The sequence below is a fragment of the Methanomassiliicoccales archaeon genome, from assembly GCA_035527755.1.
Classification (GTDB): domain Archaea; phylum Thermoplasmatota; class Thermoplasmata; order Methanomassiliicoccales; family UBA472; genus UBA472.
Genome location: DATKZX010000007.1, coordinates 1 through 19,936 on the forward strand (window position 1 = coordinate 1; position 19,936 = coordinate 19,936).

The 19,936-nt window shown below is 54.6% G+C and carries 20 protein-coding genes; 11 read left to right on the forward strand and 9 right to left on the reverse strand.

The genetic code is table 11. From position 1 onward, the window contains the following. Positions 1–117: 117 nt before the first annotated feature. The 6 genes from VMW85_02580 to VMW85_02605 all read right to left on the reverse strand — a co-directional run bounded on the left by VMW85_02580 (position 118) and on the right by VMW85_02605 (position 6,894). A complete protein-coding gene (locus tag VMW85_02580; protein HUT26918.1) occupies positions 118–1,881 on the reverse strand; it encodes a hypothetical protein in 1,764 nt (587 codons plus the stop codon). Positions 1,882–2,418: 537 nt separating this feature from the next. Further along, complete coding sequence (locus VMW85_02585) at positions 2,419–3,069, reverse strand: ABC transporter permease subunit (protein HUT26919.1); 651 nt, start codon at positions 3,067–3,069, stop codon at positions 2,419–2,421. Continuing rightward, positions 3,066–3,998: an ABC transporter ATP-binding protein gene (locus tag VMW85_02590; protein ID HUT26920.1), complete on the reverse strand. Its 933-nt coding sequence runs from the start codon at positions 3,996–3,998 to the stop codon at positions 3,066–3,068. The genes VMW85_02585 and VMW85_02590 overlap by 4 nt, the downstream gene beginning before the upstream one ends. Positions 3,999–4,145: 147 nt before the next feature. Then, positions 4,146–5,042, reverse strand: coding sequence for an AsnC family transcriptional regulator (locus tag VMW85_02595; protein HUT26921.1), 897 nt, complete (start codon positions 5,040–5,042; stop codon positions 4,146–4,148). A gap of 169 nt (positions 5,043–5,211) precedes the next feature. Then, a complete protein-coding gene (locus VMW85_02600; protein HUT26922.1) occupies positions 5,212–6,045 on the reverse strand; it encodes a hypothetical protein in 834 nt (277 codons plus the stop codon). Between the two features lie 225 nt (positions 6,046–6,270). Beyond that, positions 6,271–6,894, reverse strand: coding sequence for an ABC transporter permease (locus tag VMW85_02605; GenBank protein ID HUT26923.1), 624 nt, complete (start codon positions 6,892–6,894; stop codon positions 6,271–6,273). A 16-nt stretch (positions 6,895–6,910) separates the two neighbouring features. Here VMW85_02605 and VMW85_02610 point away from each other — a divergent pair, with 16 nt between their 5' ends. The 8 genes from VMW85_02610 to VMW85_02645 all read left to right on the forward strand — a co-directional run bounded on the left by VMW85_02610 (position 6,911) and on the right by VMW85_02645 (position 13,554). After that, positions 6,911–8,278, forward strand: coding sequence for a hypothetical protein (locus VMW85_02610; protein HUT26924.1), 1,368 nt, complete (start codon positions 6,911–6,913; stop codon positions 8,276–8,278). 1 nt (position 8,279) lies between these two features. Further along, positions 8,280–9,251 (forward strand): transglutaminase family protein, encoded by a 972-nt coding sequence (locus VMW85_02615; protein ID HUT26925.1) that lies wholly within the window; start codon positions 8,280–8,282, stop codon positions 9,249–9,251. 132 nt (positions 9,252–9,383) lie between these two features. Beyond that, positions 9,384–10,748 (forward strand): hypothetical protein, encoded by a 1,365-nt coding sequence (locus VMW85_02620; protein ID HUT26926.1) that lies wholly within the window; start codon positions 9,384–9,386, stop codon positions 10,746–10,748. Between the two features lie 4 nt (positions 10,749–10,752). Next, positions 10,753–11,730 carry a transglutaminase family protein gene (locus VMW85_02625; GenBank protein HUT26927.1) on the forward strand — a complete coding sequence of 326 codons (978 nt, stop codon included), beginning with the start codon at positions 10,753–10,755 and terminating at the stop codon, positions 11,728–11,730. 88 nt (positions 11,731–11,818) lie between these two features. After that, the gene (locus tag VMW85_02630; GenBank protein ID HUT26928.1) at positions 11,819–11,965 is read left to right on the forward strand and encodes a hypothetical protein; all 147 of its coding nucleotides are present in this window, start codon (positions 11,819–11,821) and stop codon (positions 11,963–11,965) included. Between the two features lie 138 nt (positions 11,966–12,103). Beyond that, on the forward strand, positions 12,104–12,544 hold the full coding sequence (locus VMW85_02635) for a hypothetical protein (protein ID HUT26929.1): 441 nt from the start codon (positions 12,104–12,106) through the stop codon (positions 12,542–12,544). Between the two features lie 41 nt (positions 12,545–12,585). After that, positions 12,586–13,347 (forward strand): ATP/GTP-binding protein, encoded by a 762-nt coding sequence (locus VMW85_02640; GenBank protein ID HUT26930.1) that lies wholly within the window; start codon positions 12,586–12,588, stop codon positions 13,345–13,347. A gap of 30 nt (positions 13,348–13,377) precedes the next feature. Continuing rightward, positions 13,378–13,554: a hypothetical protein gene (locus VMW85_02645; GenBank protein HUT26931.1), complete on the forward strand. Its 177-nt coding sequence runs from the start codon at positions 13,378–13,380 to the stop codon at positions 13,552–13,554. On the opposite strand, the gene VMW85_02650 is transcribed toward VMW85_02645, so the two are convergent. Next, positions 13,534–14,742, reverse strand: coding sequence for a proteasome-activating nucleotidase (locus VMW85_02650; protein ID HUT26932.1), 1,209 nt, complete (start codon positions 14,740–14,742; stop codon positions 13,534–13,536). The two genes, VMW85_02645 and VMW85_02650, sit on opposite strands and share 21 nt — an antisense overlap. Positions 14,743–14,862: 120 nt before the next feature. Beyond that, entirely contained in the window at positions 14,863–15,591 is a 729-nt protein-coding gene (locus tag VMW85_02655) for an MIP/aquaporin family protein (protein ID HUT26933.1), read from the reverse strand. 84 nt (positions 15,592–15,675) lie between these two features. Here VMW85_02655 and VMW85_02660 point away from each other — a divergent pair, with 84 nt between their 5' ends. Both VMW85_02660 and VMW85_02665 read left to right on the forward strand, forming a co-directional pair. After that, entirely contained in the window at positions 15,676–16,782 is a 1,107-nt protein-coding gene (locus VMW85_02660; protein HUT26934.1) for a GTP-binding protein, read from the forward strand. Between the two features lie 112 nt (positions 16,783–16,894). After that, a complete protein-coding gene (locus VMW85_02665) occupies positions 16,895–17,386 on the forward strand; it encodes a multiprotein bridging factor aMBF1 (GenBank protein HUT26935.1) in 492 nt (163 codons plus the stop codon). A gap of 62 nt (positions 17,387–17,448) precedes the next feature. Here VMW85_02665 and VMW85_02670 read toward each other — a convergent pair whose 3' ends face one another. After that, positions 17,449–18,006 carry a DUF2240 family protein gene (locus VMW85_02670; protein HUT26936.1) on the reverse strand — a complete coding sequence of 186 codons (558 nt, stop codon included), beginning with the start codon at positions 18,004–18,006 and terminating at the stop codon, positions 17,449–17,451. Between the two features lie 230 nt (positions 18,007–18,236). On the opposite strand from VMW85_02670, the gene thsB reads away from it, so the two are divergent. Next, positions 18,237–19,871: a thermosome subunit beta gene (thsB, locus tag VMW85_02675; protein ID HUT26937.1), complete on the forward strand. Its 1,635-nt coding sequence runs from the start codon at positions 18,237–18,239 to the stop codon at positions 19,869–19,871. Positions 19,872–19,936 lie beyond the last annotated feature (65 nt).

The following is a 19,936-nucleotide window of genomic DNA, read 5'->3' on the forward strand; positions in this document are numbered from 1 at the left end:
TCGGTCGATCTCTGCCCCCTCGCCTCAGATAACTGCCTACCAGAATCGTTCGCATCGATGCTGGCATCCTTCTATGGATGAAATAAAAAATTGGGGGAAGGGGTTTATGGGCGACGCTCAAGCCTTCCTGCGCAAGAACACCATCACCAGTGCCACGATCGCTATGACCAGGCCAACGATGCCCAGGATGCCTAACATCAAGGATGTCGATTCCACGCTGGCAATCTTGTCGTTCGCCGCATCCAGATCTGTCTGCAACTGATCGACCGTGCCCTGCTGAGAATCGATCTGGTCCTGCAGGTCTACTATCTGGTCCTCTGCATCGCCTATCTGCTCCTCCAATCCCGGTAATGGGTCGTTGTAGGTGACCATTATGGTCTGGGTGGCGTTATTGCCGGCGTCATCGGTGGCGGTAACGACCCAGGAGTTCGGACCGGCCGAAAGCTCGACCAGTATTGAGAACTCACCGGAGCTGGAGACCAACGCAAGTTTACCGTTCACATCGACCTGGGCGCCCGGATCGGTCGTCCCAGTGATCTCGAAGAGAGGTCTATCTGTCTCGCTTCCACTGGCCTGATCGACATTTAGCGACGGCGGTGTCATGTCCGGGAACTCATATGAACTGGCCCAGATCACATTGTTGGTGGAATATACCGGATAACCGATCAGGATGGAGCCGGATTCTAGGCTGACCGTTCCGACCGAATATGAGCTTCCCGCAGCGTTCATTTCGACCGGTATGGCCTCCGTCCATCCATCTTCCGGTGTATAAACGGCTGCGACCCGGTCGTTCTCGATGTTGAACGTCGCTACCGCCCTGCCAATTTCATCAATAGCTATCTCTGGATAGAAAAGTCCAGTGAGATTGGTTGCAATGGAGGTCACCGGGGTCCATTCACCATTGACGTACATGGTGGCGTTGACGGAAAAGTTGGGGTTGTTGTAATCCGTGGTCACAACCATGGCCGTGCCATCCTGGTTCATGACCATGTTCTGGTTCCAACTATCGGTGTTGTTCATACCGGGCACCGGCGATGGTGTAGACCAGTTACCGTCCTCGGTGATACTGTAATAGACGATATCGTCCGACCCCACGCTCTTCAGGTATGTGGTCATGAACTCTCCCGACGAATCATCGATCCCAACACGGAGCCATAGGGTCATCAGATCGTTGATGTCGATCTCTGTCGGTAATCCCCACGCCCCGGCGATGGTCCTGGTAGAGACCATCACATGATAATCGGCATCGATTTGCTGCCAGATCGCCGCGGCGCGACCGGAATCGCTGAGCGTTACATAGATTGCATTAATGCCCTCAGTGATTGGAACGGTCTCCAGTACCTCTGGACCGGTCTCCCATCCTTCTCCAGCGTTGTATGTCCACACCTCCACGCTGCGCGTACTGTTCGATAGAGACGCATGGGCAAGTATGGCATCCCCATCTCCGTTCATCGATAATCGAAACTGTCTCCAATCAGTCGAATCGGTCTCGCCATGATCGAAAGTGTCCCCCCATCCGATCCCAGGGACGTATGCACGGGAGTAGACGTGGTCCTCCCCGGAGTTTCCGACCCAGCAGACTATCGCACTGCCGTTATCGTTCATGCCAACCTGGGGGTAGGCCAACGTGCCACCACTGGCCAGAACTCCAGGCCAGCTCCAGCCGGTCATCGACGAATACATTGAGAAGCTTAGGTAATGATCAGACATGGAATCGGTCTCAATCCACACCATGATCTTGTTCCCGTTCGACGATTGGGCCACGAACGGGTAGTCACCGTTGTTCACATCCTTTTGGACCGCCAGACCATCGTCCCATGTTCCTGTTGTTGGCTCGGCGTGAACACCGACCGATGACAACGCGCCGAGCAACAGAAACAAGGTAATGAATACAACTGAAAAAATCCTAAATTTCACCTTCATAAGAGTACCTTCTAGGGAACGATTCCCGAATAATTATGCTGGTGTGCATATAGAACGATTGCCATTTTTCAATCTGACACGATCACTCATATCCAAAGTGCCCTCTTCGATCAACGGCACGGAACTGGTACGATCGATATGATCGAATATAATTTATATATTTATATATTGATAATTAAGTTAGAGGAACGTTCACTGATATCGTCAAACGCACTGATCAGATCCCTCATCATTGTATCACCTAGTATCTTCGCCTATTCTGTCGCAAGGATGATGAAGGACCGGTTGAGGGGGGGGGTCTTCTCGGGGACTTCGACTCGGATTCGAATCCTGACGGGAGCACCACAAATTTCATCGAGACATTTTTCTACGCGGTTCGATCGAATGAGGAGTTCTCTCCCCCTCATTGATTATTCAATAGGGGGAGGAGGCAGGTACCGACCCGTGTCAGGTCCCGGGCCTCCTCGATATCCTAAGAAGTTTATTGGGGTGCGTTCAACTGTTCAACTTACGGTTGAACACCACCAATGCCACGCAAAGAACGATCGCTGAGATCGTTAACCCGATGATCGCCGCCGCTTCGATGGACATGATGTTCTGCAGTGACGTCAGGACGATGACAGCAGACACCTGGTTTCCTCCGTAAATTGTCAAGATCACTCCTGCCAGGACCGATTTTAGGAGGCTTCCGACCAGCACTGCAACTGCGCATGACACACATGCCATGGTAATGGTCACCAACATCGGTTCTCCGAGCGCCGTCAATTCCACCGCCCCTTGATTGAACCAATCGTAACCGTTGGCCAGTAATAGTGCCAAGGCCGCGGCGATCATCACGCATGCGACCACCGCAACGTATTTCGCCAGCAGTATGTGGGACCGCCTGACCGGCCTGACCAGGAAGAGGTCGTATACACCGTTGGAACGCTCGTTGATCAAGCTCACCGCAAGCGTGGTCGAGGCGAGGAGACCAGCCATCGATGATATCATCAACGCGGTGAACGCCCCAATTGGCATGCCCTCAAGGTCGGGGGTGAGGAAGTACAGTAGCATTGCGACCAATGGCATGCCGATGAAGAGGGCCAGCATCGCCTTGGAACGGTAGAAGCCGTTCATCTCGTCCTTGATGAGCAAGGCAAGGCTCAATTCGATCCCCCCACGTAAGCCATGTAGATGTCCTCCAGCTTAGGGTTGTGGCGGTTGAACGATCGTATGTTGCACCCCGCTCGCACCAGTGCTTCCACGATCTTCGGCACGGTCGCGTCCCACCGCTCGGGGTCGTCGATGTGCATGAGCAGGTAACCGGGAGAGGGCTGACTGATGTCCACTCCCGGCAGGTTCACTGACCTCCATTCGCCGCGCTCGTCCGCTAGTTCCACCACTAGTTCGGAGCGGAGAGCGGCCTTCTTTTCCAGACCGCTGATCGGTCCCGAGTAGCGGACCTTGCCGCTCTGCAGGAGCCCGACCGAATCGACAAGGTCCTCGATGTCGGAGAGGATATGAGATGAGAACAGGACCGTGGTTCCAGAATCGCTCAGTTCCTTGATCATCTTCTTGAACTGGAAGCGGCTGGCCGGGTCCAACGAGGCCATGGGCTCGTCGAGCACCAGGACCGAAGGCTCATGGAGGATGGCCTGGGCGAAGCCAAGCTTCTGGATGGTCCCCCCGGAGAGCTTGCTGACCTTTCTGTCCCGATACTCCTCGATGCCCAGTTGTTCGAGCACCTCTTCTATCCTGCTTTTAAGTCGGTCCCCCTTAAGGCCCGACAAGCGTCCTAGTATCTGGAGGGCCTGTTCGGTCGTTCTCCATTCCTGGAACGCGGCCTTCTGAGGCAGGTAACCCACCTTGAGCTTCCTTTGCGCATTTGCGTTACGCATGTCCGTTCCAGATACCAGGACATTGCCGCTCTCATAAGGTATCAACCCCAGAATGGATCGTATTATGGTCGATTTGCCTGCTCCGTTAGGACCGATCAGCCCGAACACCGTTCCCTCCTCCACCGTAAGGTTGACGTGGTCCACCGCCATGGTCGGTCCGTACTTCTTTACCAAGTTCTCGATTATGATCGAATCCATGTTCTCACCGAATTATCGGCCGTCGAACCGGTCCGGTCATCTTAAGGCCACGTTCCCTTTACCCGGAGCATTCTGTCGTTTTTTAACCGAAAAATGACCCGTTCGTCCCCTTTCCGGCGGATGAAAAGTTCGTCGGGTGGATGCCAGTCACGCGGACCGCTTGGCGATCAATTTTTCGCTCCAGGTCTGGTAGAGCCTCATATCATAATACAGGTTCGAGTATAACGAATCAAAATCGCCGTTTTCGTTCAGACCTTTTTCCACCTCCCTCAGCTCCTTGAGGTCGCTGGCCCAGATGGAGAAGAACATGAGGTTAGGTTCCAAGTTCGAGGCAGAGATACCGAGAAGGTGAGGGTCCTTCCGATTGATCATGGACGGTATAACGTCCTTCAATTGCCGATCGGGACGCAGCTTGGCATGCACTATAGAAATAAGGTCACCCGACGAGCAGAGGACCAGGTCGATAGTGTAGTACACCATCCTGTTAGATACCATGCTCTCCAGTCGTCGCTTCACGGTCTTGGCGGTAGAACCTAACTCGGCCGCCACGTCTTGCAGGGGGCGCCGGCAGTCCAATGAAAGAGCTCGGATGATCCGATAATCTAGCTTGCTAAGTGGGTCCTTGGTCGGAGGCTCCCCGGCAGTGAACATCCCCAGGGTCTTCAGGTCATCGATCTTGCCGACATCCCTCACGAACGATTGATATGTTGGGATATCCTCATTGGAGCGCACCTGGCCAACCACGTATAGGAACTGACCTCCCGTGGCGATTATGCGAGCAGTGCAGTCATGCGCGCCTATCTGGTCCATCGTCGCTGACAGGTCCGTGGAGAGCGACCGGCCATAAAGCTCCATGGTGCTCCCACCGGTAAGGAGGGGGCTCAGGCGGGTCCTGAATCCCGCGATGATCCCTTTGGCGATCAATTGCTGGGTGCGTTTGTGCGTGCCATTGATGGACAACGATAGGCGATCGGCAAGGTCACTATACGGTAACCGCGGATCTACGGCCAGCTCCTTGATGATGAGCAAGTCCATCTCGTCCATGTCCAACCCCTATCGACATGTCTCCAAATTAAAGGTATTTCTCTCTTCTTGCTCGTTATTACGCAGCCGAATTTCAATCCCGCTCAATGGAGGTTATTTCGCATAGTTTGGAACGCCATCTGGGTAAACAAAATTTCTAAAAAAAGAAAAAAAGGGATAAAAGGTTTGCTCATAGTTTCGTCATCTTCTTCGTCAAGGCGAAAGCGACCGGTATCAACATTATACCAAGCGCTATCGCAAAGGCCCAGGAGATGTTGGCGATGATGTTGGTGACGCCAGGGAACATTGCAAAGATCGCGCCCGCACCGATTATCAGGAAGATGGAGTACAGCACGAACTTCGCATATCCCGCGACCTCTTTGAACTCGACGTGATCGTCGGTCACAGATTTGATCAGCGCATCGGTCAATAATATGCCCGCACCGATTATCACGAAGCCCAGTATCAACGGGTAGACGGTTTCTCCAGACAAGAGCATCGTGTCCAGGGCCAGCAGGAGTATGAAGGCGATCAAGCCGATGAACAGTAGGTTCTTGAGCATGTCGGCGATCTCGACCTTCGCCTCCGGAAACATGGGACTTATTATCTTACCGATGAAGCTGGTAAGGACCTCGACGAACACCGTGCCCAATATAATTATCAGTATGCCAGCCAGTAATCTAGGGAGATATGCCGCCACATCAGTCAAATAGTTACCAAGTGCGCCTCCCAAGGCCAGTATTTCTATCGCCAGGACCACGGCAAGGATAACAATGAATGCCCTCACGACACCGCCTATAAAATTCGATAGGTCCAAACCCGCCGATCTGAATGCCCTGCCTGTCGTGGTTTGATCAAAGGTCCTCTCAACACCCATCCGTTGAACGATCTTGTTCACTGCCTTACCAACAAGCGTACCGATAAAATAGCCAATTATCAGTACGATTATCGCAGCTATAACGGCTGGAATGGCATCGATTATCGATTCCAGCACATTTTCCAGTTCTGCTACTAAATCAACCATGGTCATTACACCATTTATTTATTATTTACGTATTAATTATATAATACAATTGTAAAAATATGTAATAAATATTATTAATATCAATCAAATATAATAATTACAAAATGCCATGACTGGCTCAATTTAATAAAATTAATTTGATCCGTTAGTTAACACTGGTTAATTATTATTAATCATAAAATTACTTCAGAGGCGTTCCATTTCCTGGTCTATCAATTTTCCGATCTATCTCCTGCGTTTCATCAACAGAACGCTCAATAGGAGCATGGCCACGGCGAACAGCGTCAGTAACGCTAGGTCCGGCCAGATATGTTCCAGGCCCCAGCCCCTTACCATGACCGAACGCGCGCCATCCACGGCGTAGGTTAGCGGCAGGAAGTAGGAGATGGGCCTCAGCACCTCCGGCACCGCTTGAACGGGCCAGAAGACCCCGGACAGCAGCATCGAAGGGAACAGTATCAGCGGGATGAACTGTATGGCCTGGAACTCCGTTCTGGCGTTGGCGGACAGGAGGAAACCGAGCCCCTGCATCCCCACCCCCAGCAGGAATATGGTCAGCAACACCAGCAGGAGCGATCTCTCCACCTGCACGTTGAAGAGCAGAAGGGCGGTCGCCATCACCATCATGGACTGGATCAGCCCGATGAAGCCGAACGCGACGACGTACCCCATCACCACCTCCCCCTCCGTCACTGGCGTGGAAAGTAGCCTGGCGAGGGTTCCGGTGGTGCGCTCATGAATGAAGGAGATAATGGACAGCATGAAGGTCACGCCGCTCAAAGAAATGGTCTGTGTCAGCGTCCATCGTCGGACCTCATGCGATGTTGACGATATCTTTATAATAGGCACTCCGTCCGGTCTCTAAATGGAATATACCGATTACATCCGCAATTTTGAGTCATCAACAGCTCGTTATATTCCAAGACCTGAAGGCTGGACCCCTTCGGAACATGCGGTCTACGGGCCATCCGACTACTTCCGCCTGGAAAAGAAGGAAGCGGACGATATGCGTTTCAAGGCGGTAAAATACCAGTTCACCAGGCACTACGCCTCCAACAAGACCTATCGCAACTATTGCCTGGAGACGAAGTTCACCCCAGAATCTCTGCGTACCGTCGAGGACCTGGACCAGTTGCCCGTAGTCTCCAGTGATTTCTTTAAAACGTATCCATCCGGCAGGGACTTCGCTCTCTGGCTGGCCAATATGTACACCGGGGAGCTTCCCCGGGTGCATATCAAGCCAAAGAACCCCACCCACGACGAGGTCATCGATTCCTTCAACTCCGCAGGCATGGCCGTCGCTTACAGCAGTGGCACCAGCGGCCGGCACACGTTCATACCGCGGGACATGAAGAGCTTCTTCTCCAACGAGTACTCCCTGGCCAAGGGGGCGGTCTCCATGTTCTTCCCCCGATGGGACCCTAAGATGCGTGGATTCCTTCTGATGCCCAATCCGTTCAAGACCAATCTCTTCGCTGGAAGGCTGGGGACGATCTTCTACGACATCATGAAGGACGTGGAGGTGGCCATCGACCGCGAGGTGAACACCGAGACGGTGCGCATGACCATGGCCCAGGGTGATGGCATCAAGGACCGTTTGACGAAATATGTCTTAAGCAAGAGCCATCAGCGATCGGTGGAAAAGATCATGGCATGGATCGACCGACGCTCCAAGGAAAAGGAGAGGATCGCCCTGGTCGGTGTCCCGTTCCTGCTGCATTCGGTGCTTAACGAGCTGAAGGAACGAGGAAAGACCTACAAGCTGGGTGATCGGGGCGCGGTTCTCACCGGGGGCGGATGGAAGATGCACGAGGACCAGCGCATTCCCGAAAGCGAGTTCCGCAAGGATGTCGAGGAGATGTTGGGCATCCCCCCCGAGGCCTGTCTGGACCTCTACGGCATGGTAGAGGGCAACGGCTGGATGATGCAATGCCCTGAAGGTCACCATCTCCACATTCCTACATCGTACCTGCACCCGATGGTGCTGGACGGTTCGAACCAGAACGTGGGTTACGGGAAGCACGGGCGCTTCGCCTTTTTAGACGGTTCCATGGGAAGCTACCCCGGGTTCATCGTGACCAACGACAAGGTTCGAATGCTGGAACATTGCCCCCACTGTGACCGTCCCGGGCCGGTGCTGGAGCCGGGGATCACCCGCATGGCCGGACAGGAGATGAGAGGCTGCGGTGAGGAAGTGCGCAGGATGATGGCCGCCGACGTGGGAGGGGTGTAAAATGGTATCGTTCAGAGAGATGAAGGAACGGGAATACATTCCGCACACCCCGTTCGTGCGCTTGATGGTCAAGGGCGTGCTCTCGGTGCTCAAGGTCAGCGCCTTCCATCTGCCCGAGGTGATGCGCATGCGCGTCGTTCATGAGGATCAGGAGCGATACGTACGTCCCACCAGGATGTACCAGCTTCCTAGGTATGAGGAGGGGATGAAGAGCGTTCGTTCCGATGAGAAGTACCTGCGTCCCACCTTGCAATGCGACCCCAACGACCCGCGGATCGTGGCCATGGCCCATGAGATCGGTGCCTTCCAGGTTCCGGACCGCATCTTCGTGGAAAGGGCGCACCATCTGGTTAAAGAGCTCATGCGCGTCGAATACGTCCCGCTCTGCGGGGTCGGGGAGACCCTGGAGCGGGGGACCGGTACCTGTTTCCATCTGGCCGGCGTGCTGATCGCGCTATGCCGCTGCGCTGGAATAAGGGCGAGGTACAAGATCTTCGCCATGAGCATGATCGCCTCCTGGTACCATAGGATGCTGGGGGCGGACTCCTTCATGCAGAGGTGGTACGATTCGCTCGGCTATTTCCTGCTGGAAGCGGAGGTGGAGATCATGCTGGACGGGGAATGGGTGATGGCGGTGGTCGGTCCTGACGCCGGCTGGCAGGCCTCCGTGGGCAACGGCATCAGCAAGTTGGGAGAGACCTCCCTGGGCGACTGGTTCGAGGCGGTCCCGGGTACGGTGATGGTCACCGAATCCCTGCCTTACGGACTGGCCATCATGGGGCAGCTCATGATATCCATAGCACCGGGTTCAGTGGAGAGGGTCAATCTCAACGTGGTCAAGCTGAGCACCGATGGCGACAGGATCATCGCCGACATCGGAGGCCCGGAGGCCTACGACGCCTTGACGCGGGCCAAAACGGTCAAGATGCCCAAGATGGAGTTGGAGAACAAGGGAGAGATCACCTTCGATTGACAGCATCTTATGGATCGTTCAGCGCCTTTCATGCCAAGGGAACGAATTATTCCTGAGCAAACGAACTGAGTGCTTCGCAGGAATTCGAACCAACCTGTAAACTTTAATTATTGGTTCGGTATGGGAACTGCGATGGGATATGCCGAATACATAAGCGAGTTCGAGACACTGGTATCGAGGTATGTCCCGGAACGCTCTTCCTGGGGACCACCGGAACAGGCATTATACGGTCCTACCGACCCTTATCGGGTGCCGACGGAAGAGGCCAACGACCTATGTTTCAAAGCGGTCAAGTTCCAGTTCGATCGTCATTACCATCATAACCGGATGTACCACGACTTCTGCCAGGAGGCCGGGGTCGGGCCGGAGGACATAAAAGCTTACGAGGACCTGAGCAAGATCCCGCTCATCCCCAACGAGTTCTTCAAGGACTGTCCGACCGGCAAGGATTTCGCCCTTTGGCTGGGCAATCTGTACACCGGTGAACTGCCGCAGATCCGGATCAAGGGAACGAACCCCAGTGCCGATCAGGTGGTCAGCGCCTTCAACGACGCGGGCTTGTTCGTGCTCTTCAGCAGCGGGACCGGTGGACGTCATACCTTCACGCCCCGGGACAAGCGCAGCTTCGATATGAACGAGTACGCCATGGCCAAGGGCGTGGCCGCCATGTTCTGCCCCACCTGGAACCCCCGGATGAACGGTTATCTGCTGCTCCCGAACCCTTTCAAGACCAATCTGTTCGCCGGAAAGCTGGCCACCATATTCTATGACATTATGAACGAGGTGGAATCGGCGGTCGACCGCAAGATCGACACCGAGCTCATCCGGCTCACCATGGGCGATGGGAAGGGGGTGAAGGGGAGGATGATCAAGTACATCTCCAAGAAGCGGAGCCGTAAGACCATCGACGACATCATCTCCTGGATAGAACAGAACGATAAGGAAGGCAAGGGGATGGCCTTCGTCGGCGCGCCTTTCCTCCTATTTTCCACCATCAAGAAGCTAAAGGAGCAGGGTCGTTCCTTTGACCTTGGGGACCGCGGTGCGGTGCTCACCGGGGGCGGCTGGAAGTTGCACGAGGACCAGCGGATGCCCGAAAGCGAATTCCGTAAGGATGTGGAATCGGTGCTGGGCATCAAGCCGAAGAACGTCATTGATCTCTATGGCATGGTGGAGGGGAACGTCTGGTTGACGCAATGCCCCGAGGGGCATTACCTGCACATCCCCAATTGCTACGTATACCCCATGGTGCTTGACGATTCCTATCGACCATTGGGATACGGCAAGCTGGGACGGTTCGCCTTCTTGGACGGTACCATGTACAGCTATCCTGGGTTCATAATCACCAACGATAGGGTGCGCTTACTGGAGAGATGCCCGGTCTGCGGGCGACCGGGGCCGGTGCTGGAACCGGGAGTGACCAGGGTACCGGGGAAAGAATCGCGCGGTTGCGCGGAAGAGGTACGGAAGATCATCTCCGTGGACATGAAGAGGTGACGGAGTGACGACGCTAGCTGAGATCAAGTCCAACGGGTACATGCCGCAGCGAGCCTACCTCCGGCTCATGGTAAATGGTGGCCTCTCCCTTTCCAAGGTCATCCTGCTGAACATGCGGGAGCTGCGAAGGTTGAGGGTGGTTCCGGCGGACGGTGAGAGATACAACCGTCCGGCCAGACAGTATGAAGTTCCCGTTTTCAAGGAAGGAATGAGGTCCTGCAGTTCCAGGGAGAAATACCTGCGGCCCACACTGTTCTGCGATCCGCACGACCCTGTCGTGGTGGCCATCGCTCACGAGCTCGGGGCGTTCCAGGTCTCGGACCGCCAGTTCACCGAGAATGCCTATCATTTCGTCAAAGAGAGGATGCTGCTGGAGGAGCGCCAGATCAACGATGTGCGGGAGACCTTAATGCGCGGCAGCGGGACCTGCTTCCACCTCATAACCGCCTTCATCGCATTATGCCGATGCGCTGGAATAAAGGCACGGTACAAGATCTTCGCCATGAACATGATCCGGAGCTGGTACGATGTGGTGATCCAGCCGGACCCGTTCATAAAGAAATGGTACGATTCATTGGGGTACTTCGTCCTGGAGGGGGAAGGCGAGGTTCTCGTGGACGGAGAATGGCTGGTGGCCAATGTCGGTCCCGAGGCAGAGTGGCAGGCGGCCACCGGTACGACCATCACCAAGCTCGGTGAGGATTCCATCGGGAACTGGTTCAACGCGGTCCCGGGAACGATGATGAGAATGGAATCGCTTCCTTACGGCCTCAAGGCCTCATTGGACCTTCTACACACCATCGCCCCCGGTTCCATGGAGCGCGTGAACATCAGCATGGCGGCTCAAAAGGAAAGAGGTCGGAAGATCCTCATCGAGGCCGGAGGGCTGGAAGCCTACGATCGTTTGGCCAGGGCGCGGCAGGGTCCGAGGATGCCCAAGTTAAAGTTGGAATCCAGAGATCAGATAACCTTCGACGGATGACGATCTGACAGAACCTTAGAACATCCTGGTTGTTAAATACCAAAATATAAAAGGCTTGTAAAAGGAACTATTACATGGGGTAACTCCTATGGTAGATGTAACCTGCAAAACCTGTGGAAAGACCTTCTCTGGGTCGACCAGACAAGAGGCCGCGAAGCAGTTGAAGAAGCATTGCAACCACGATATAATCGGCGAGGCCACCCTTCAACGCACCCGTTACGGCTCGAACGCTTGATCCGACGTCGTATACGAAGAACATTGACACGTTTTTCCAGGCTTAGGGGATTCCCTAAGTCTTTCATACATCGACAGGGCATGACGGACCTCAATTTTCATCTATCCGCATGATGATAGCTGGATGCACATGGGGCTCTTGGGTTCGTTTAAGGATGATCATGGCGGAAGGGACGAGGGGTCGGGCGTCATCGAAGAGCTGGACCTCCACATTTGCCAGGTGCAAAGTGTCATCGTGCAGCTCCAGGTGGCCATGGGGGGCTTTCCATCTCCGATAAGGGAGGCGGCCCAAAGGGCTTACGTCAACAATGTGGGGGAGAATATGGACGACAGCCTGCGCCGATTGACCAAGCTGCAGAGAAAATTGGGGGCTGGAAAGCTCAGTGGTGTTTCCAAGCAGGAGATCACCGCACTTAAGGACGAGATGATGAAACTGGACGATCACCTGCGGACCAGCTATCGGGGGGTGAAACACCTTCCAGAAGGGCGCCAGGACCGACGCCTGGTGAAAGAAACGGCCAAGGAACAATCAGAAAAGGTCAAGGCACTGGTAAAAGCCTTGGACCGGTTTACCCGGTGAAAGGGGAAGCATGATAAGGCGGCTCGTCTTGAGGTTTACTTATGCGCTTCATCTACTTCGTGGGCACCGCCGGCAGCGGCAAGAGCTCCCTTGTCTACGCTTTTCAGGAATGGCTTACATTGCAGGGCTTGGATTCCATCACCGTGAACCTGGACCCTGGTGTTGAGAACATACCTTACCAGCCCGACGTGGACATTCGTGATTGGGTGAGGGTGGACGATGTCATGGAGTCCTATGGACTAGGGCCGAACGGGGCGCAGATCGTTGCCGCTGATCTCATGGCCATAAACGCCAAGGACCTGGCCGAGAGCCTGGAAAAGTTCCGTACCAATTACGTTCTCGTCGACACTCCCGGGCAGATCGAGCTCTTCGCTTTCCGGCAGAGCAGCGAGGTCATCATGGAGGAGCTGGGCAAGGAGGACGCCGGCCTCATATTCCTGGCCGATCCCAACCTCTGCAAGTCTCCGTCCGGGTTCGTATCATCGGTGATGCTGGCCGCCACCGTGCACTTCCGCTTCTCCATCCCCTTCTTCACCGTGCTTTCCAAGAGCGATCTTTTGAAGGAGGAGGAACTCGAGGCCATCCTGGGATGGTCAGAATCCCCGGAATCGCTATATGATGCCCTTTCCGGGACCATCGATTCCAAGGTGGTGCTCAGTATCGAGATGTTCAAGGCGCTGGAGACCATTGGTGCTTACAAGAAGGTAGTACCAGCGTCCGCCCTAGAGCCGAGCGGACTGGAGGATATATACGCCATGCTCCAGCAGTCCTTCGAAGGCGGAGAGGACCTTTCGAGCGATTGATTTATCATCGCTCCGGTCCCTGATTACCCCGTGAAGACCTGGATACTAACCTGTCCGCAATGCGGTTCAGGTGATCTGATCTACGAGGCTGGCATGGTCACTGGTCAGAAATACCGATGCCTCAAATGCGGTTATATGGGCTCGTTCGCCGTGGAAAAGGAAATAGAAGTTAGGGAAAATGGTTTCTCAGGCGAACATGACCCCTGACTCGGTGCACTTCAGGGAATCGTTGTCAAGCACCTTGATTATGGCCCTTTCGAAATCAGACATGGTCACCACGTCCCGGCTGTCACGGATGGCGAACATACCCGCCTCAGTGCATATGGACTTGATGTCCGCGCCCGTGGCCAGATCGGTCTTGCTCGCCATTGTTTCTAGGCGGATGTCATCCTCAACGCTCATGCGGCCGGTGTGGATGCGGAAGATCTCCAGCCTGGCTTCGTAGTTCGGAAGGGGGATCTCAATGATGCGGTCGAAACGACCAGGCCGAAGCAGCGCATCGTCCAGTATGTCCGGACGGTTCGTCGCCCCGATGATCTTTATATTGTCCAACGGATTGAAGCCATCCAGCTCGGCCAGCAGTTGCATCAAGGTGCGTTGTACCTCTCGGTCCCCGGAGGTCGCAACATCCAAACGTTTGGCGCCGACAGAATCAAGTTCGTCGATGAAGATGATGCTCGGAGCCTTCTCACGGGCTAGCTCGAACAGCTCGCGTACCAGCCTAGCACCCTCTCCGATATACTTCTGCACCAGTTCCGAACCGACGAAACGGATGAAAGTTGCGTTGGTGTGATTGGCCACCGCCTTTGCTATGAGGGTCTTTCCGGTTCCAGGCGGTCCTACCAGCAGCACGCCCTTGGGCGGTTCGATACCCACACGTTTGTAAAGTTCGGGCCGCAGTAACGGATCCTCAACGGCCTCTCGAACCTCTAATATCTGGTCGTCCAGGCCTCCGATCATCTCGTATGTGATGATCGGCTTATCAATGATCTCGGCGCCGGTCACGATGGGGTCCAAGGATTGCGGCAGTACGGACATCACTGCTAGGGTCTGCTTGTTAAGGGCTACCCGTGCTCCCACTATCATGTCCTCTTGCGGAACGTACTCCGATGTGGTCACTATGAAATCCGGTCCGGTGGAGCTCTTGACAATGACGCGACCGTCGATCAGCATGTCCTTTATCGAACCGATGATGAGCGGCGGGGACTTCAGGCGCTCCAGTTCTGAGCGCATGCGCTTGATCTCCTTCTGTAGTCGAAAGAGCTCGCTCTCCACATACCGTTTCTCGCCCTCCACCCTCCTGACCTCTTCCAAGAGCTCGGTGTTCTGGCGCTCCAATAATTCCAATTTCTCCACGATCTCGTTGGAGATGGATTGGTCCAGCTCTTCGTCCAACAACAGTGGCACCTTCGAGCATTGATTAAACCGTCCTCTATATTAGCATTTGCCACCCGTTCAGTGGAAATGATAAAAGATGTATCCGGTTCTCTCAGAACTGGAGGGACCCAGCATGGACTATTGTTCTATTTTTATCAAGGACGGCGGACAATATCCAGGTTCACAGATCTCATCGGTCATGCGCTTAGGGTATAGCACACGAGCGAAGATCACCATTGCCAATAGCGCGCCGGCAACCTCCATGGCCATGAAGACCAGCCCGCTCAATGGAGCGATGCCGCAGATGGCATAGGTGAACATCCTTGCCAAGGTCACGGCTGGATTGGCGAACATGGTGCTGGCGGTGGACAGCAACATGCCACCCACCACGAACGCAATGGACAATCCGGTATGGGAGCTCTTGCCCCTCACGCATCCGTAGATGACCCCTATCAGGATGAAGGTTCCCACGAACTCAGCGAAGTATTGTCCAGCGGTCATTGTGTTCTCAGAGAACGTGAGGACCACAGAATTGGTGTCATAGAACATCATGTGGGTTATGACCACTCCCATCAACCCACCCGTGAGCTGGGCTATGATGTAATATGGGGCCTCCTTCCTGGTCATCTCCCCGGTTCGGGAGAGCACCAAGGTCACCGCAGGATTGAAATGGGCGCCGGAGACCGGGGCCAGGCATTCGATGAGGGCGAAAAGCACCATCGCAACCGCCAGGGCGTTGATGAATACCGTGAGGGCTATTTCGCCTCCGAACATCTCAATGGGTAGGATGGTGGAGGATATCGCAGCGATGACCAGGAACATTGTGCCGATCAGTTCAGCAGTGAACTTCTGCTTCAGCGACTTCATTAGAAAGGCCTTGGGAAGGTTAAGGATTTTAAATATTTATATTTGATTTTAACATCAAATAATTAAGTATTAAATAACTTACAATTGTTATTGGGAACGACGCTATTGGTCAAGGGGATCGAGATGAAGGTCAGAATGATCATTATAGGGGGCTTCCTGGGGGCCGGAAAAACGACCCTCATTACGAAGCTGGCAAAGGAATTGAAAATGTCAGGTGTGAACGTCGGGATCATAATGAACGACCAGGCCGACTCCCTTGTAGACACCCAATACGCAGAGGCGTTGGGACTGACGTCCGGCGAAGTGGCCGGAGGGTGCTTCTGCTGCCAGTTCCCTGTTTTCTTAAACAAGGCGGAAGAACTTATAGACACTTCCAAATCCCAGATGTTGATCGCCGAGCCGGTGGGGAGCTGCACAGACCTCCTGGCCACGGTCGTGGCCCCTCTGCAGGTACTATATTCCGACATGTTCGAGGTCGCCCCGTTGACCATCATGGTGGACGCCATCCGGATATTGGAGGAAGGGTTCGACCGTCATTCGGTCAGTGGATACCTTAGGGCGCATCAGCTGGAGGAGGCCGAGCTGGTGGTACTTTCCAAAGCCGACCTGGTCTCTCTCGAGGATATGCAAAGGGCGGTCGAGATGGTGAGGAAGATCAACCCCGAAGCGGAGATCGTCATTCATTCCTCGGTCAACGGGCAAGGGTTCGCCGATGTCGTGGAAGCGGTCACATCCAATGTGGTGAGCACCAGGAGACCAAAGGACATCGATTACGATCTCTACGCTCAGGCGGAGGCCGAGCTGGGATGGTACAATGGAACGATGGTCTTGGACTTCGGACAGGGGATCGACTCCTACGACCTAGGTAAAAAAATACTGGAGGGTTTCTCGGCAAGATATCCCAAGGGGAACATCGCACACGCCAAGATCATGCTCTCTTCGGAGAGCAACGCACTGAAGATGTCCTCGGTAAGGGGAATGGTATCCATAGACGCCGCCAATGGCTCCCGGTTATCCGAAGGGAAGGGAAAGCTGACCATAAACGCCAGGGTGGTCTCCAACCCCGAGCTGCTCAGGAACAATATCAGGACCATGCTCAAGGAGGTGCTGGGTGTTGACGTTCTGTCCTTCGAGAGCGAGGACAGTTTCGCACCATCGCCCCCCAAGCCGTTCCACAGGATGGTCGATTGAACTTCCAGATAGTACGGAGAAAATGCTCCAGGCATATTTTCCCTGCGACCCTGACGGAACACCTTCGGCTCATGTTTAAATTATTCTTCCGGTATTAGCTCGAGTGATTGTGATGATTTGCGAAATGTGCGGGAAGGAGATGGCGAGCCTGCTGCCCGTGAGGATCGAGGGAACGATCCTGAACGTATGCCGGGACTGCGCCCGCTTCGGTGACAATGTAAAGGCTGGGAATAAGCAATCGACGACCGAACCGTCGGTGATCCAGGCACGGCTGCAGAACCGGGAGCGGAGGATGAAGACCCGGGACGTGTACGAAGGTGTGGAGGAGTCCATAGAACTGGCCGAGGATTACTCCAAGCGCATCAAGGAAGCGAGGGAGAAGCTCGGCTGGAAGCAGGAGGAACTGGCGGCCAAGATGAACGAGAGGGAAAGCATCATTCATAAGTTAGAGAGCGGAGGGATGCATCCCGACGACACGCTCATCAAGAAGGTGGAAAGAACCCTCGACATCAAGCTCAAGGAAAAGGTTCTACTTACCAAGACGGAGAAGGCTCCCAGCGGCAAGGCTTTGACCTTAGAGGATTTCATAAAGAAGAAGAAGTAAATCGTCGATCGGAGGTCAACGATAGGGTGACGCCCTGAGGAGCACGGTCGGTCCCCCTCGGTTCACTTCCGTAAAACCTCTTCCTTCACCTCTAAAAGATATTTCCCGGCGTCCACGCCGGCGTCCCGACCGATCAGGAGCGCCGCCACCTCTGCGTCTATGGACAAGTTCTCCATCACCCGATTGATACGGGATACCACTTCCCTTTTGTTCCATCCGGACTTTGCGGCGATGTCGTCGATGATAACTGAGAAGACCGGTTTCGCCTCTGTCCTTACCGGGGCGGTCTTGTCCGTTTTTGGTGATTCGACCGAAGGAGGAGGAGAATCCGGGTCGCCCAGCTCCTTGATCAGATCCTTGGTCGGCCTGTAGTTGAGCGGCACTTCTATCGACTTGTGATCAAAGGTGGGCTTGACGTATCCCTCCACGATCTCCAGAAGTCCTTTGCGTATGGCCGCTTCCATGATACGCTGGGCCTCCTTGGCCTCGATCCTTCCAGTGCCTGTGGGATCGGACCATTTCAATTCAAAGAACAGAGCGTTTATGAACTCCCGTTCGGACAGCATCTTCTTACCCTTGCGGTTGAAAACCACGGCCACGGTCCTCTGGAGCTCGCTCATCCTATCATTTTCACGAAAGGCGTGCCCCAATATAACCTTGCTCCAAGCACGATAAGATATAATATGCCTCGGCCCTTTGGCCGTATCATCAGTTCCCTCTGAACGGGCTCTTTTTTAATATGGGTATGATGGAGTACATCTATAATTTTATATAGAAGAACAAACATTCCAAGCCCGCTAGCTCAGAGCTAGGTGTCAGATTTGATTTGATACCAAGGGAGGTTAGAAGTATGGCAATGGGAAACACACCTATACTGATCCTCAAAGAGGGTTCCAAGCGTGAGAAGGGCAAGGACGCCCAATTTAACAACATAATGGCCGCCAGGGCTATTGCTGACGCTGTCAGGAGCACCCTCGGTCCCCGGGGAATGGACAAGATGCTGGTCGACTCCATGGGAGATGTCGTCATCACCAACGATGGTGTCACAATTCTCAAGGAGATAGACGTCGAGCACCCTGCCGCCAAGATGCTGGTGGAGGTCGCCAAGACCCAGGACGAGGAATGCGGCGACGGCACAACAACCGCTGTGATTTTGGCCGGCGAACTGTTGAAGAAGTCCGTGGACCTGATCGACGCGAACGTTCATCCGACAATCATCACCGCCGGCTACCGCCTGGCTGCCAAGAAGGCCCTCGAGGTCCTGGACACCGTGGCCATAAGTATCGAGCCCAAGGACCGCGCCACTTTGATCAAGATCGCCAAGACCGCTATGATGAGTAAATCCATCTCCGGCTCAAAGGAGCTAATGGCCAAGGTCGCTGTTGATTCCGTGAGCGCCGTGGCCGAGAAGGTCAACGGCAAATGGTCCGTGGACATGGACAACATCCAGATCACCAAGAAGCACGGCGGTTCCATGGACGACACCCAGTTGATCCAGGGTATCATCGTGGACAAGGAACCGGTACACCCCGGTATGCCTAAGAGGATAGAGAAGGCCAAGATCCTCTTGTTGGACGTCGCACTCGAGATCAAGAAGACCGAGATCGACGCCAAGATCGAGATCACCGACCCTACCCAGATGCACGCCTTCCTGGATGAGGAAGAGCGCATGCTGAGGCAGATGGTCGACACGATCAAGAAGGTCGGCGCAAACGTGATCTTCTGTCAGAAGGGGATCGACGATCTGGTGCAACACTTCCTGGCCAAGGAAAAGATATACGCCGGACGCCGCGTCAAGAAGGGCGACATGGAGAAGCTGTCCAAGGCCACTGGAGCGATCATCGTATCCAAGATCAACGAGCTGGAAGCTTCTGATCTGGGCAAGGCCGATCTGGTGGAGATGAAGAAGATCCAGGACGAGGAGATGACCTTCGTTACCGGTTGCAAGAACCCGAAGGCGATGTCCATCCTGATCCGCGGCGGTACCGACCACGTTGTGGCCGAGATCGAGCGCTCTCTGGATGACGCCATGAGCGTGGTCGCCATAACCATAGAGGACGGCCGCATGCTGACCGGTGGAGGATCCACCGCTGTCGAGGTCGCTCTCAGACTGAGGGAGTACTCTTCCTCCGTCGGAGGCCGCGAGCAGATCGCCATTGACGCCTATGCATCTGCAATGGAGGTCGTGCCTACCGCACTGTCCGAGAACGCTGGGCTGGACCCCATCGACATACTCATCGAGATGAGGAAGTCCCACAAGGCGGGCAAGAAGCACGCCGGTGTCAATGTCTTCACCGGACAGGTGGAGGACATGCTGGCGAACGATATCTTGGAGCCTTTCCGCGTGGGTAAGCAGGCAATCACCTCTGCCACCGACGCAGCGGTCATGATCCTGAGGATCGATGATGTCATCGCATCCAAGGGCACCCCTGGCATGAGCTCCAGGGACATGGTCGGCAAGGAAGGCTTGGGCGACACCGATTAAACGCTAATGGAGGGGACACCCCCCTCCACCAATAACTTTTTCAATTCTTACGACTAGCTAACGGG

Excerpts from the sequence above, each read along its gene's own strand:
- thsB (HUT26937.1), top strand. The coding sequence starts at position 18,237 with ATGGCAATGGGAAACACACCTATACTGATCCTCAAAGAGGGTTCCAAG.
- VMW85_02665 (HUT26935.1), top strand. The coding sequence starts at position 16,895 with ATGATTTGCGAAATGTGCGGGAAGGAGATGGCGAGCCTGCTGCCCGTG.
- VMW85_02670 (HUT26936.1), bottom strand. The coding sequence starts at position 18,006 with ATGAGCGAGCTCCAGAGGACCGTGGCCGTGGTTTTCAACCGCAAGGGT.
- VMW85_02590 (HUT26920.1), bottom strand. The coding sequence starts at position 3,998 with ATGGATTCGATCATAATCGAGAACTTGGTAAAGAAGTACGGACCGACC.
- VMW85_02600 (HUT26922.1), bottom strand. The coding sequence starts at position 6,045 with ATGGTTGATTTAGTAGCAGAACTGGAAAATGTGCTGGAATCGATAATC.
- VMW85_02610 (HUT26924.1), top strand. The coding sequence starts at position 6,911 with ATGGAATATACCGATTACATCCGCAATTTTGAGTCATCAACAGCTCGT.
- VMW85_02640 (HUT26930.1), top strand. The coding sequence starts at position 12,586 with ATGCGCTTCATCTACTTCGTGGGCACCGCCGGCAGCGGCAAGAGCTCC.
- VMW85_02595 (HUT26921.1), bottom strand. The coding sequence starts at position 5,042 with ATGGACGAGATGGACTTGCTCATCATCAAGGAGCTGGCCGTAGATCCG.
- VMW85_02615 (HUT26925.1), top strand. The coding sequence starts at position 8,280 with ATGGTATCGTTCAGAGAGATGAAGGAACGGGAATACATTCCGCACACC.
- VMW85_02630 (HUT26928.1), top strand. The coding sequence starts at position 11,819 with ATGGTAGATGTAACCTGCAAAACCTGTGGAAAGACCTTCTCTGGGTCG.
- VMW85_02620 (HUT26926.1), top strand. The coding sequence starts at position 9,384 with ATGGGATATGCCGAATACATAAGCGAGTTCGAGACACTGGTATCGAGG.
- VMW85_02655 (HUT26933.1), bottom strand. The coding sequence starts at position 15,591 with ATGAAGTCGCTGAAGCAGAAGTTCACTGCTGAACTGATCGGCACAATG.